The sequence below is a fragment of the Mesorhizobium caraganae genome (assembly GCF_016836705.1).
Lineage (GTDB): Bacteria > Pseudomonadota > Alphaproteobacteria > Rhizobiales > Rhizobiaceae > Mesorhizobium > Mesorhizobium caraganae.
This window is the reverse complement of the sequence record NZ_JAFCGY010000033.1, coordinates 1-12,930: the sequence shown is the minus strand read 5'-3', so window position 1 is coordinate 12,930 and position 12,930 is coordinate 1. Positions and strand designations below refer to the sequence as shown.

General features: G+C 63.7%; 16 protein-coding genes. 7 read left to right on the top strand and 9 right to left on the bottom strand.

What is annotated here, in order from left to right:
• Positions 1-20: 20 nt before the first annotated feature.
• Positions 21-431 carry a DoxX family protein gene (locus JQK88_RS30210; RefSeq protein ID WP_203280373.1) on the bottom strand — a complete coding sequence of 137 codons (411 nt, stop codon included), beginning with the start codon at positions 429-431 and terminating at the stop codon, positions 21-23.
• A gap of 259 nt (positions 432-690) precedes the next feature.
• Between JQK88_RS30210 and JQK88_RS30205 the strand changes: the two genes are divergently transcribed.
• Positions 691-1,098: an ACT domain-containing protein gene (locus JQK88_RS30205; RefSeq protein ID WP_192251329.1), complete on the top strand. Its 408-nt coding sequence runs from the start codon at positions 691-693 to the stop codon at positions 1,096-1,098.
• A 4-nt stretch (positions 1,099-1,102) separates the two neighbouring features.
• Here JQK88_RS30205 and JQK88_RS30200 read toward each other — a convergent pair whose 3' ends face one another.
• The gene (locus JQK88_RS30200) at positions 1,103-1,561 is read right to left on the bottom strand and encodes a GNAT family N-acetyltransferase (protein WP_203280372.1); all 459 of its coding nucleotides are present in this window, start codon (positions 1,559-1,561) and stop codon (positions 1,103-1,105) included.
• Between the two features lie 246 nt (positions 1,562-1,807).
• On the bottom strand, positions 1,808-2,842 hold the full coding sequence (locus JQK88_RS30195) for an aspartate-semialdehyde dehydrogenase (protein ID WP_192251342.1): 1,035 nt from the start codon (positions 2,840-2,842) through the stop codon (positions 1,808-1,810).
• A gap of 659 nt (positions 2,843-3,501) precedes the next feature.
• Here JQK88_RS30195 and JQK88_RS30190 point away from each other — a divergent pair.
• Positions 3,502-5,343 (top strand): DEAD/DEAH box helicase, encoded by a 1,842-nt coding sequence (locus JQK88_RS30190; RefSeq protein WP_192251345.1) that lies wholly within the window; start codon positions 3,502-3,504, stop codon positions 5,341-5,343.
• Positions 5,344-5,653: 310 nt separating this feature from the next.
• Positions 5,654-6,361 (top strand): DUF805 domain-containing protein, encoded by a 708-nt coding sequence (locus JQK88_RS30185; protein ID WP_203280371.1) that lies wholly within the window; start codon positions 5,654-5,656, stop codon positions 6,359-6,361.
• Here JQK88_RS30185 and JQK88_RS30180 read toward each other — a convergent pair.
• From JQK88_RS30180 to leuD, 6 genes are all read right to left on the bottom strand, one after another.
• Positions 6,358-6,837 (bottom strand): GNAT family N-acetyltransferase, encoded by a 480-nt coding sequence (locus JQK88_RS30180; protein WP_203280370.1) that lies wholly within the window; start codon positions 6,835-6,837, stop codon positions 6,358-6,360. The genes JQK88_RS30185 and JQK88_RS30180 overlap by 4 nt on opposite strands.
• A 4-nt stretch (positions 6,838-6,841) precedes the next feature.
• On the bottom strand, positions 6,842-7,945 hold the full coding sequence (gene leuB / locus JQK88_RS30175; RefSeq protein WP_192251354.1) for a 3-isopropylmalate dehydrogenase: 1,104 nt from the start codon (positions 7,943-7,945) through the stop codon (positions 6,842-6,844).
• Positions 7,946-8,025: 80 nt separating this feature from the next.
• The gene (locus tag JQK88_RS30170; RefSeq protein ID WP_192251357.1) at positions 8,026-8,376 is read right to left on the bottom strand and encodes a VOC family protein; all 351 of its coding nucleotides are present in this window, start codon (positions 8,374-8,376) and stop codon (positions 8,026-8,028) included.
• 13 nt (positions 8,377-8,389) lie between these two features.
• Positions 8,390-8,773, bottom strand: coding sequence for a RidA family protein (locus JQK88_RS30165; protein WP_192251360.1), 384 nt, complete (start codon positions 8,771-8,773; stop codon positions 8,390-8,392).
• Positions 8,774-9,099: 326 nt separating this feature from the next.
• Complete coding sequence (locus JQK88_RS30160) at positions 9,100-10,029, bottom strand: Ivy family c-type lysozyme inhibitor (protein ID WP_203280369.1); 930 nt, start codon at positions 10,027-10,029, stop codon at positions 9,100-9,102.
• Positions 10,030-10,092: 63 nt separating this feature from the next.
• Positions 10,093-10,698 carry a 3-isopropylmalate dehydratase small subunit gene (gene leuD / locus JQK88_RS30155; RefSeq protein ID WP_112560146.1) on the bottom strand — a complete coding sequence of 202 codons (606 nt, stop codon included), beginning with the start codon at positions 10,696-10,698 and terminating at the stop codon, positions 10,093-10,095.
• 169 nt (positions 10,699-10,867) lie between these two features.
• Between leuD and JQK88_RS30150 the strand changes: the two genes are divergently transcribed.
• The 4 genes from JQK88_RS30150 to JQK88_RS30135 all read left to right on the top strand — a co-directional run bounded on the left by JQK88_RS30150 (position 10,868) and on the right by JQK88_RS30135 (position 12,667).
• Positions 10,868-11,293 (top strand): GNAT family N-acetyltransferase, encoded by a 426-nt coding sequence (locus JQK88_RS30150; protein ID WP_203280368.1) that lies wholly within the window; start codon positions 10,868-10,870, stop codon positions 11,291-11,293.
• A gap of 86 nt (positions 11,294-11,379) precedes the next feature.
• Positions 11,380-11,694 carry an ArsR/SmtB family transcription factor gene (locus JQK88_RS30145; RefSeq protein ID WP_203280387.1) on the top strand — a complete coding sequence of 105 codons (315 nt, stop codon included), beginning with the start codon at positions 11,380-11,382 and terminating at the stop codon, positions 11,692-11,694.
• The gene (locus JQK88_RS30140; protein WP_181060619.1) at positions 11,691-12,140 is read left to right on the top strand and encodes an SRPBCC family protein; all 450 of its coding nucleotides are present in this window, start codon (positions 11,691-11,693) and stop codon (positions 12,138-12,140) included. Before JQK88_RS30145 ends, JQK88_RS30140 begins: the two co-directional genes overlap by 4 nt.
• 38 nt (positions 12,141-12,178) lie before the next feature.
• The gene (locus JQK88_RS30135; RefSeq protein ID WP_210388419.1) at positions 12,179-12,667 is read left to right on the top strand and encodes an SRPBCC family protein; all 489 of its coding nucleotides are present in this window, start codon (positions 12,179-12,181) and stop codon (positions 12,665-12,667) included.
• Positions 12,668-12,930: the final 263 nt, after the last annotated feature.

The following is a 12,930-nucleotide window of genomic DNA, read 5'->3' as shown; positions in this document are numbered from 1 at the left end:
TTTTTCTCCTCCTTGGTGGGTTAGCGGCTGAACGGGATCAGGGCACGCACCCGTGGGTCGCGCAGATACAGGCCGCCCCACAGGATGATGCCGAGATAGACGCCGAACAGCGTGTGCGAGAACAACGGGCTGCCGACGCGCATATTGGTGGCGATGGCGCCGCCGAGATAGCCGGTGAGCAGGATGGCGCCGAGCACCGAGGTGCGCGGCAGCGCGTAGAGCGCCGTCGAGATTAGCCCGATGATGCCGAGCATACGCGCGACATTGACGTCACCCGGCCAGCCGAGCGGCACCATGGTCTGGGTGACGACATCGAGCGGCGGCAGCTTGATGACGCCATCGAAGATCATGAACAGGATGATGAGACCGCTGAACACGCGGCCGGTCCACAAGGCGCCCGGCGAGACGGGCGTGGTTTGAGAAATGCTCATGCTGCTCCCTCCTAGGTGATTTGAGCCGTTTGCTGGCTTCGAACCAAGGACGCTGCATGAGGCAGCGATCCTACAGGACAGGGATTCTTTTTGATCTGAAGGACGGCAAGGTCTTGTTTTTCCGCCGATTCTTTCCACCGCCTGCCGGGCAGGCAGAGGGAGTGCTGTCCTTCCATCTTTAGATCACGGAACGTGTGCCGCTCAGACTATCGGCGTTCGCCAGTGACGGCTATTGATGGGCTGGGCGAGAGACGAGCGAATGACGGGCGAGACCGACCTGAAAAAGCTGCTGGCGGCGATGACGCCGCAATTGCTGCCAGGCGTTTATGTGTTCGTCACCTTGGCGCCCGGCGCTGCGCAGCCGGAAGGTCTCGATTCGGTGATGATTTTTCGCGAGCGCGAAGGCCTGACGTTGATCCTCACCGAGGATGCCGCCCGTGCCGCAGGGCTGGCCGCTTCGTTCCGCTGCCGGATGATCACGCTGAACATCCATTCGTCGCTGGACGCCGTCGGCTTCCTCGCCGCCATCACCGCCCGCCTGGCCGCCGCCGGCATGGGCGTCAATCCGGTCTCGGCCTTTTACCACGACCATCTGTTCGTGCCCGCCGGCCGGGCCGAGGAAGCGATGGAGTTGTTGCGCCAGTTGGCGAAGGACAGCGCCGGCTGAGCTATCAGGCCCGACGAACGTAAAGAATGTCCGGCAGGCCTTCCTCGTTGGTGGTGCCGTCGCCAAACGACTCTGCACGGAAGCCGTGGCGCTCGTAGAAGCGTCGGGCGCCGGTGTTGGACTGGAAGCAGTGTAGTTTCATCACGGGCAGCGCGGCGGTCGCTTGCGTCAGCAGCCGGCTGCCGATGCCTCGGCCCGTCCAGTCCGGGTCGAGATAAAGCTGCTCCACCCAATCGCCGCTGACGGCAATGAAGCCGACAATTGCCTTGTCGACCTCGGCGACCGTCACCTGCTGCCGCGGCAGCACGATGTCGCGGATGAACGCAAGGTCCTCGGCTGGCGTGTGGATGACCGGCATCCAGTCGAACGAACCAAGCGCTGCCCGCATGATAATGGCGATGGCAGCAGCGTCGGGGCTAACCGCGGGACGCAGGATAATGTCTGTAGGCTGAGTGCTAGTCATGAAGAGAACGCCAACGTCTCACTCCGCTGGAACACCCCTCAACCGTCTCGGCGCTGCGCGCCGATCCACCGCCCGGGGGCGAGCCGCGGGTCTCGCCCCGTCCTTCGGACCCCACAAGGGGAGAAGGAAGAGGCTGCCCGGCCGAAGGCCGAGCCCGCGACTGCGGGCCGCCGGCTTTCCGGCGCCCCCGCGGAGGGCCCGCCGCGGCAGCGGCGATACGGCCCGTGAGCGAAAACTAGACCGCCGTCAGGCCGCCTTCTTCTTCGGCTGGATCAGGCCGCGCTCGACCAGCAGTTCGGCGATCTGAACCGCATTGAGCGCCGCGCCCTTGCGCAGATTGTCGGCGACGATCCACATCGACAGGCCGTTGTCGATGGTCGAATCCTCACGGATGCGCGAGATAAAGGTGGCGTCCTCGCCGGCGGATTCGAGCGGCGTGATGTAGCCGCCGTCCTCGCGCTTGTCCAAGACCTGGCATCCCGGCGCTTCGCGCAGGATATCGCGCGCTTCGTCGGCGGTGATCGGCTTTTCAAACTCGATGTTGACGGCTTCCGAATGGCCGATGAACACCGGCACGCGCACGCAGGTCGCCGTCAGCTTGATCTTGGGGTCGAGCATCTTCTTGGTCTCGGCAACCATCTTCCACTCTTCCTTGGTGAAGCCGTCATCGAGGAAGACGTCGATATGCGGAATGACGTTGAAGGCGATGCGCTTGGTGAACTTCTTGACGTCGACCTGGTCGGCGACGAACACAGCGCGGGTCTGCGTGAACAGCTCGTCCATGCCTTCCTTGCCGGCGCCGGACACCGACTGGTAGGTGGCGACGACGACGCGCTTGATGGTGGCGAAGTCGTGCAGCGGCTTCAGCGCCACAACCAGCTGCGCCGTCGAGCAGTTCGGGTTGGCGATGATGTTCTTGCGCGAAAACAGCGAGATCGCGTCCGGGTTCACTTCCGGCACGATCAGCGGCACGTCCTGGTCGTAGCGGAACGCCGACGAATTATCGATGACGACGCAGCCCTGCTTGCCTATCTTCGGCGACCACTCCTTGGAGACGTTGCCGCCGGCCGACATGATGCAGATGTCGGTGTCGGAAAAATCATACTGGTCGAGCGTCTTGACCTTCAGCGTCCGGTCGCCGAACGACACTTCGGTGCCTTGGCTGCGCCGCGAGGCCAGTGCCACCACTTCGCTTACCGGAAAGCCGCGCTCTTCCAGTATGTTGAGCATTTCGCGACCCACATTGCCCGTGGCGCCGACTACTGCAACCTTGAAACTCATTCGAAATCTCCTGTCCCTCTCCGCCTGGTTTTTGGAGAAAACCCGCCGGCCAATGCGGGTTCCGTCCCCCGGGCCGGACCCGGGAGAGGGTGGTTAGGCCAAGGGAATCACACCGTTTTGGTGGTGGTTTTGCCAGTTTTATCGGCCAAGAATGCGGTTTTGGTTGAACGGTAAGACGCGCGAACGCGCCCGGCCCCACTGACGTGGCCGGGGAAGTCGAATGCAAGAAGCGCCATCAGAAGGCCGCGCATCGAAAATGATCCCGTTCGATGCCGGCTTTTACGCGGTTTGCGTCAGGAGTCAATCGGCGCGACCGTCCCTTCTCCCCGTCACTCTACGGGGAGAAGGTGCCCGACGGGCGGATGAGGGGCGGCGCTGACTTCGACGGTTAGCTCATCCGGAAGTAAGGGCCTGAAGCCTTGCTCCCGGCTTACCCATCACCGTTGGCGCTGCCCCTCACCTGCCTGCCGGCATCCTCTCCCCGTATAGTGACGGGGAGAGGGGCGCTCGAACCAACGATTTCGCCAATCGACAGCGCTGTGCCGCCTGCTCTGTACAATGGCGGCCGCAGGAAGTAGGAACGCCCGAGAAATGCTTGGGCTGGCGTGTGCATGAGCCGGCGTTGCCGCCCGTAGGCGGCCGAATTCCGAAAGAGTAACATGTCCAATTTCGAAGGTATCGTTCCTGCGCTGGCAGAGGCGCTGGAAAAACGTGGCTATGTCGAGCTGACGCCGGTGCAGAAGGCGGTGCTCGAGCTCGGCGAGGCCGACGCTCTGGTGTCGGCGCAGACCGGCTCCGGCAAGACCGTCGCCTTCGGCCTGGCATTGGCGCCGACGCTGCTTGGAGGCGCCGAGCGCTTTGGCCCGGCTGGCGTGCCTTTGGCATTGGCGGTGGCGCCGACCCGCGAGCTGGCCTTGCAAGTCACGCGCGAGCTGCAATGGCTCTACGCGCCGACCGGCGCGACTGTCGCCTCCTGCGTCGGCGGCATGGACATGCGCTCCGAGCGGCGCGTGCTGGAGCGTGGTGCCCATATCGTCGTCGGCACGCCCGGCCGGCTGCGCGACCACATCACCCGCAATTCGCTCGACATGTCGGCGCTGAAGGCCGTGGTGCTGGACGAAGCCGACGAGATGCTCGATCTCGGCTTTCGCGAAGACCTCGAATTCATCCTCGACGCAGCACCTGCCCAGCGCCGCACGCTGATGTTTTCGGCCACCGTGCCGCGCTCGATCGCCACGCTGGCGCAGGGCTATCAGCGCGATGCCGTGCGCATCTCGGCCGGAGGCGAGGAAAAGCAGCATCTCGACATCGAGTACCGGGCGCTGAATGTCGCCTACCCCGACCGCGAGAACGCCATCATCAATGTGCTGCGCTTCTACGAGGCGAAGAACGCGCTGGTGTTCTGCAACACCCGCGCCGCCGTCAACCATCTGACCGCGCGCTTCAACAACCGCAATTTTTCCGTCGTGGCGCTGTCGGGTGAGCTCAGCCAGAACGAGCGCAGCCATGCACTGCAGGCGATGCGCGACGGCCGCGCCAAGGTCTGCATCGCAACGGATGTCGCCGCGCGCGGCATCGACCTGCCCAATCTCGAACTGGTCATCCACGCGGATTTGCCGACCAATCCGGAAACGCTGCTGCACCGCAGCGGCCGCACCGGTCGTGCCGGACGCAAGGGCGTCAGCGCGCTGATCGTGCCCAACGGCGCCCGCAAGCGCACCGAGCGGCTGCTGCAGAATGCGGGGCTGAAGGCAACATGGGCGAGCCCGCCCTCCGCCGACGACGTCATCAAGCGCGACGACGAGCGGATCCTTGCCGATCCGGCTTTCGACGAGCCGGTGGCCGATGACGAGCGCGGCTTCATCGACGCGCTTCTGGCCAAGCACGGCGCCGAACAGGTGGCAGCCGCTTTCGTGCGCCAGTGCCGCGCCAGCCGCTCGGCGCCCGAGGATCTCATGGACGTAGCGCCGTTCACGCCATCGCGTGAAAAACCGGCGGGCGAAAAGTTCGAACGCCGGGATGAGGCGCCCAGCCGCCGCGACGATTTCGGGGACAGCGTCTGGTTCTCGCTGTCGATCGGACGGCGGCAGAACGCCGAGCCGCGCTGGCTGATCCCGATGCTGTGCCGCACCGGCAACATCTCCAAGCGCGAGATCGGCGCCATCAAGATGCAGCAGGAAGAAACCTTCGTGCAGATTGCGGCCGATTGGGCCGACCGCTTCCTCGCCGCCATCGGCCCTGACAAAAAGCTGCAGGGCAACATCGTTGTGAAGCGCCTGGACGGCACGCCCGACCTGTCGCGCGCCGGCTACCAGGCGCCCAAGCCCGACAAGAAGCCGCATCGCGGCAAGCGCCCGTTCGAGGCGCCGCAAACTGCGCACAAGCCGAAATTCGAGAAGCGGGAACGCCCGGCTGGCGATGCAAAGCCTTGGGCCGGGAAGCCAAAATTCGACAAGGCCGGACCGCCGAAGAACAAGAAGCCGAAGAAGCGGCCGGGCTGACGTTTTTCTCAGCGAAGGCTAGCGCCGCCCCTCATTGCCCTGCCGGGCATTTCTCCCCGTACAGTGACGGGGAGAAAGGGCCTGCACCACTCACAGCGCTAACTCCTGCAACGCTGCCGATTGGCGAAATCATCGATGACAGCGTCCCTCTCCCCGTCACTATACGGGGAGAGGATGCCGGCAGGCAGGTGAGGGGCAGCGCTGACGGCGGCAGGATGAAGCTACCTGACCGTTTGCCCTTCACTTCGTCCACCCCCTTGCGATCCGCCGCAACTTTGAACAGTCTACGCCAACACGGGGGTGAGGCTAAATGCGTGGTGAAGTTCTTCATTATGACGAGGCCCAGGGCTTCGGATTCATCACCGGGGCGGACGGCAACCGCTACACCTTCGCGCGCGAAGATCTGCGCCGCGATACGGTGATTGCCAAGGACGCCGTGGTCGAGTTCCTGCCCGCGAGCGGCCAGGCGCGCGACGTTTTCTCGATCCGCGCCCAGGCCGCTGGACAAGCCACCGCAGCTCCCGCTGCAAGCGCCGCGCCGCCCAAACCCGCTGCCGCTTCAGCCGCGCCGCAGCATTTTGGCCGCCTGGCTGACGACGGCGCGGTCCACGATAGCGGACTGCCGGGTTATTTCTGGCGGGGCGTGACACGCAACTACATCAACTTCGCCGAGCGCGCCCGCCGCAAGGAATTCTGGGCCTACTGCCTGTTCTGGACCGTCAGCTTCATCCTGGTCGGTCTGGTCGGCGCCCTCGCCGACCAGACGATCGGCAATTTCAATGACGGCAACGGGCCGATCGTGATGGTCGGCGTCTGGGGCCTGTTTGTGCTGGCGACGTTCCTGCCCTGGCTCGGCCTCATTGTCCGACGGCTGCACGATATCGGCCTCACCGGCTGGCTCGTCCTGCTGATTCTCGTGCCGACCTTCGGCACCCTGGCCATCATCGTGTTCGGACTGATCCCGACCCAGGGCCACGAAAACCAGTGGGGGCCTGTGCCGCAGGGTGTCAGGGTTTAGAGGGTTCTTCTTAGCGCATCACCGGACAGCCTGAGAAACACCTTCCGCCCGTGCCGTTCGGCGCCGAGCCGGTCGTAGAGACGCAACGCGCCCTCGTTCCAGTCTTCGGTGGTCAGGTCTATGCGGCCGATTCCTTCCCTGAGGCAATGGCCGGCGAGAAAGCTGAGCAGCGCCCGTCCGGTGCCGGCGTTGCGGGCATCCTCGCGCACAAACAGGTCTTTCAGGAACATTAGTCGTTCGAGATCGATGCCCGGATGGGCGATCGCCACCGAGGCGAGGCCCGCAACCTTGCCGTCGGCGAAGGCCAGCGCGAAATGCGGATAGGCCGGGCTTTCATCGCCGAGCCATTTACGCGCCGTGGCTGTAGCCCGGCCATGATCGAGCGGCGCCTGCCGGTAGTGCGCCGCCATCTCGCAAAGTACGGTGGCAAGCGCTTCGGCGTCGTCGGTCGTCGCCCAGCGGACGTCGACCGCCACCGGATCAGCCAAGGAACTTGGCGATAATCGCATCGCCCATCTCGACCGTACCGACCTCGGTCATGCCTTCGGACAGTATGTCCTTGGTGCGCAGGCCGTCGTCGAGCACGGCAGCGATTGCGCCTTCGAGCTTGTCGGCTTCGGCGACCATCCCGAAGGAATAGCGCAGGCACATGGCGAAGGACGCGATCATGGCGATCGGATTGGCGATGCCCTGGCCGGCAATATCGGGCGCCGAGCCATGCACCGGCTCGTACAGCGCCTTGCGCTTCTTGGTCTTCACGTCAGGCGCGCCGAGCGAGGCCGACGGCAGCATGCCGATCGAGCCCGTCAGCATGGCGGCAATGTCGGACAGCATGTCGCCGAACAGATTGTCGGTGACGATGACGTCGAATTGTTTTGGCCAGCGCACCAGCTGCATGCCGCCGGCATCGGCCAGCATGTGGTCGAGCTTGACGTCGGCGTACCTGGCCTTTTGGGTCTGGGTGACGACCTCGTTCCACAGCACGCCGGATTTCATCACGTTGCGCTTTTCCATGGATGTCACATGGTTGCGGCGGGTCCGCGCGAGCTCGAAAGCGACGCCGGAAATGCGCTCGATCTCGAACGTGTCGTAGACCTGGGTGTCGATGCCGCGCTTCTGGCCATTGCCGAGATCGATGATCTGCTTCGGCTCGCCGAAATAGACGCCGCCGGTGAGCTCGCGCACGATCAGGATGTCGAGGCCTTCGACCACCTCCTGCTTCAGCGAAGACGAGGCGGCGAGTGCCGGATAGCAGATCGCCGGGCGAAGATTGGCGAACAGCTCCATGTCCTTGCGCAGCCGCAGCAGCCCGGCCTCGGGGCGCACCTCGTAAGGCACCTTGTCCCATTTCGGCCCGCCGACGGCGCCGAACAGCACCGCGTCCGCCGCCATCGCCTTTGCCATGTCGGCATCGGAAATCGCCGCGCCATGCGCATCGTAGGCGCAGCCGCCGACCAGGCCTTCATCGGTGACAAAACCGCTGTCCAGCTTGGCGTTCATGGCCGCGATCAGTTTCTTCACCTCGGCCATCGCCTCGGGGCCGATGCCGTCGCCGGCGAGCAGGAGAAGATTTTTCGAAGCCATCAGAACCGTCCCGACACTGTTTGGAGAAACCGCGGCCTTGCTAAACGCCAAGCGGGCTGCATGCAAGCCTGGAAGCGCAATCACCGATGCGAGAGAATATTGACCAATCTGCCGAACGGATCGCGCACATAAAAGCGCCGCACGCCCCAGGGTTCGTCGACCGGGCCGTATTCGATGGCAAAGCCGGCGGCCTTCATGGCGTCGAGCGCTGCTTCGACATCATCGACCTCAATGGAGAGGTCCGGCACCGGCGTGCCCGAGCCGCCTTGAGCCATGAAGCTGATCTGCACCTGCATCCGTTCGTCGGAACCGCAGGTGACGATCCAGCCCTGATCCATCAGCACATCGAGGCCAAGCACGTCCTGGTAGAAGCGCTTCGCCGCCGCCGCGTCCTGTGTCTCGATATTGGCGACGATGCGCCGGACCGTCATGGCTTTGGCCTCCTCATGCCGTGTGCCGCAGCGCCGTGACTTCGATCTCGATCTTCATCTCAGGCTTGTTGAGCTGGCACACGATCATCGTCGCCGCCGGGCGGATGTCGCCGAATGCCTCGCCGAGGATCGGGAAGACGACATCCACGAAGGCCTGGTCGGTGATGTAATAATGCGCCCGCACCACATCGGCCATGGCGAAGCCGCCGTCCCGAAGCGCCTTGGCGATGGTGGCGAGACAATTGCGCGTCTGCGCCTCGACCGTCTCCGGCATGGTCATCGTCGCATAGTCGTAGCCGGTGGTTCCCGACACGAAACACCAGTCGCCCTGCACCACCGCACGCGAATAGCCGGCGGTTTTCTCGAAGGGCGACCCGGTGGAGATGAGTTTGCGCATGGGGCCTCCTTGCAATCATAGGCGCTCGTCTAGCAGAGGAGAGCTGGACCGGTCGTGGGCCAAGGCAAGCGAACTGTTGTCATGAAGGCAAGCACAAACCTCGGAGATTGGCCGAATCCTTCGCGGCTTCGTCATCCTATGGCGAAGCAAGGAGCGAAGCGACGCGGCGCAGACCATAGGATCCATGCCGGGACGTCAGTGCGTTGCCACGGTGAAGAATTCTGCACCGTTGCACTCTATGGCAACAGTCACGGCATGGATCCTCGGGTCTGCGCTCCGCTACGCGTCGCTCCGCCCGTGGATGACGAAGCCGCGACGGTCGTGCCCTAGTTCGCTGACCCCTGCGCCTTGTCCATCGCTTCCTTCACATCCGCCGGCCAGGTCTTCAAGTCCGGCCACGCCTGCGGCTCACCATCATCGCCGCGGCGGGCGAAGTAGAGCGTGTGCTTGACCGGATCGACGGCCATGAAACCATCGCTGCCGCCGCAATCATGCGGCACGCAGCCGGTGGCGTAGAAGGCGCCGGACGCCGTCTTTTCGGTGCCGCCGCCGACCAGCAGGCTGGTCGCCATGTCGGGCATGGTGTCGCCAAGCAGCGTCTTCGCCGCCTTGTAGACGGCCTCGTTGTGGAAGGCGTCGATGATGTTCTGGTACTTGGACGGATCGACATCTTTCCAGTCGGTGCCGGGCTCGGGCGCATATGTCAGGTCGCCTGAAATCGTCAGCCCTTCGCTGGGCGACCATTGCAGCGCCTGCTGCGAAGCGCCCGGCAAGAGGTAAGGCACGAAATAGATGGCGTTGTCAGCGACCGCCGCCGGCGGCGCACCGCATTCGTCCTGCTCGACAGTAAGGCTCTGGATCTCGCCGCCTTCCGGCTTCCAGACGATGACCTTGGCCGGGCCGCACTGGTTGCCGCCGTCACCGACATCGACCAGCGCCACGTTGACGCCGCCGACCTTGACCACCTTGTCGAAGAACACGTCGTAGTTGCTGGCCAGCTGCTTGCCGTCATAGGCCAGCACCTTCTCGCCATACTCTTCCTGCTGGGTGATGGTCAGCTGCCCACCCTCGAACGGGATCGGCCCTTGGCTGTCATCGCCGGCCAGGGCTGTATTGCTCGACGCGCCCGGGTCGGCGGCCTCGCCGGACGGATCTTCAGCCGGCACCAGCACCGTGTCGGTCTGTGCATGCGCGCCAGCCATCGGCATCAGCATCCACGCCAACGCGCAGGCGCCGGCAAGAAGCGAACGTGTCATGACTGTCCCCTCCGTTCAGCCGCCACGAACCCGGCCTTTGACGGTCGGGTTAAATCATACTGCTCAGGCCCAGGGGCGCTCGGCGGCGTTCTTCTTCTCGAACGAGGCGATGGCGCCGGCCTTTTCCATGGTCAGGCCGATATCGTCGAGGCCGTTCAGCAGGCAGTGGCGCTTGAAGTCGTCGAGATCGAATTTGACCACGCCGCCATCCGGACCGCGGATTTCCTTGGCCTCGAGATCGACCGACACCGTCGCATTGGAGCCGCGCGAGGCGTCGTCCATCAGCTTCTCCAGATCTTCCGGGCTGACGGTGATCGGCAAAATGCCGTTCTTGAAGCAGTTGTTGTAGAAAATATCGGCGAACGAGGTCGAGATGACGCAGCGTATGCCGAAATCGAGCAGCGCCCACGGCGCGTGTTCACGGCTCGAACCGCAGCCGAAATTATCGCCGGCCACCAGGATCTGCGCCTTGCGGTAGGCCGGCTTGTTGAGCACGAAATCCGGGTTTTCCGAGCCGTCGTCCTTGTAGCGCATTTCGGCGAACAGCCCGCTGCCGAGCCCGGTGCGCTTGATCGTCTTGAGATAATCCTTGGGGATGATCATGTCGGTGTCGACATTGACGATCGGCATGGGGGCGGCGACGCCGGTGAGCTTGGTGAATTTGTCCATGGCTTTTGCCCGTATTTTCGTTGCGGGAGATTGCTGACGCACCGTTTACACAAAGCTGCTGGCAAATAAAAGGCAACTGTTCGTGCGTGCCCTTGGTCCATGCGAAGACGAGCACCTGTCGGGCAAAAAGAGCTTCGAAATCGTTGCCCGCTGGTGCAGTCTGGCTGCCATGAGCGAGAATTCCCACGTCCTTTATGCCCGCGAGCCGGAACTCGGCATTGCCGAGTTTCGCCGCGTGCTGGTGGAATCCGGGCTCGGCGACACGCGTCCTGTCGAAGACGATGCCCGGCTGCAGGCGATGCTTTCAGGCGCGAACCTGGTGCTGACAGCGCGGCTCAATGTCGAAGGCCGACCACTGATTGGCGTGGCTCGCGCCATCACCGACTTTTCCTGGGTGTGTTACATTTCCGAGCTTGCCGTATCCCAATCGGCGCAAGGGCTTGGCATCGGCAGGGGCCTGATGGACGAGGCCCGCCGGCAGCTTGGCACGTCGGTCGCCATCAGCCTGATCTCGATGCCCGACGCCGTCGGCTTCTACGAACGCATCGGCATGATGCGCATGCCCGACGCCTTCTGGTTCTCGCGCAAGCGGTGACGCCAGCCAACCAAACGAGGCGGTCGCTTCGCTGTGACATCGCCTCTTGACATGCAACCATTTGGTTGCATATTAAATGAATGAGCATGGATGCCGTCTTTCGCGCCCTCGCCGACCCGACACGCCGGCAATTGCTGGATAGCCTCCATCACAGGAACGGGCAGACGCTGAACGCGCTGTGCGAGCGGACGGATATGACACGCCAGGCTGTGACCAAGCATCTGGCGATCCTGGAAGAGGCAAACCTCATCACCACCGTCCGCAACGGACGTGAAAAGGAGCACTACCTGAATCCCGTTCCCATCAACGAGATCGCCGAACGCTGGATCGGCAAATTCGAACGAGGACGGCTGACCGCCCTCAGCGACTTGAAGAAGCGCCTCGAAAGGGAAGAGCCATGAGCAATGCCTTCGTCTATGTGACCTATATCCGCACCACGCCCGAGAAGCTCTGGGAGGCGCTGACCGAACCGGAATTCCACCTGCAATATTTCCTCGGCGCCCAGATGCAGAGCGACTGGAAGAAAGGCTCGGCATGGAAGATGGTCTATCCCGACGGCCGCGTCACCGACAGCGGCGAGATTGTCGATGTCGATCCGCCAAGGCGCCTGGTCATCAAATGGCGCAATGAGTTCATGCCGGACGTGAAGGCCGATGGTTACACGCATTGCACCTTCGTCATCGAACAGGAAGGCGACATGATGAAGCTCGCCGTCACCCATGCTGCGGACGGTCCGCACCGTCTTCTGGAACATGTTGGCAATGGCTGGCCGCTGGTGCTGTCTAGCCTGAAGAGCCTGCTCGAAACCGGCAAGGGCCTGTCGCGCCCGGCATCAAAGGCGGCTTAACTCGTTTCGATAACGAAACAATCGCGTAGGGGGTTGTGATGCACGGCCCAGTGGTGGCGCAAAGCATGACCAATGGCGAGACGATCATGGCAAGCGCCGAGATCGTAGCGCCACCGGAGCGCGTCTTCCACGCGCTGATTACGGATGAAGTCGAGCGTTGGTGGGGCTCTTGCGAAAGCTACCGGATGGTCGATTGGACGGCCGACTTGCGCGTCGGCGGCCGGTGGCAAGTCATCGCCAGGACCATTGCTGGCGAGGACCATCCCGCCGGCGGCGAGTTCCTCGAGATCCAGGCGCCGCGCCGGATCGTGCAGACGCGGGCCTATGGCTGGGACCATCCCACCCTTGGCCGGCGGCAAATGACGGTTGCCTACCTGCTGGAACCGATAGCCGGAGGCACACGCATCACCATCTGCCATGGCGGCTTTGCCGGGTTGACCGACGCGGCGGCTGAACATGCCGAGGATTGGGGCCGGGTGCTGGGGTGGCTGCAGGCCTATGTCGAGACTGGGGAGCCGGCGGCATAGAGGCGGGTCCTTTCCTTCTCCCCTTGTGGGGTCCGAAGGACGGGGCGAGACCCGCGGCTCGCCCCCGGGCGGTGGATCGGCGCGCAGCGCCGAGACGGATGAGGGGTGTTCCAGCGGAGTGAGACGTTGGCGTTTCCTGGAACACCCCTTGTGTCTCTAGAATCATGCAGTATTGGGCTGGCGGGTGATCCGGATCACGACCGGATCACCCGCTGCGACGGAAGCCCGTACACCCCTTGGTATAAGCCCGTGGATGAGCAAGG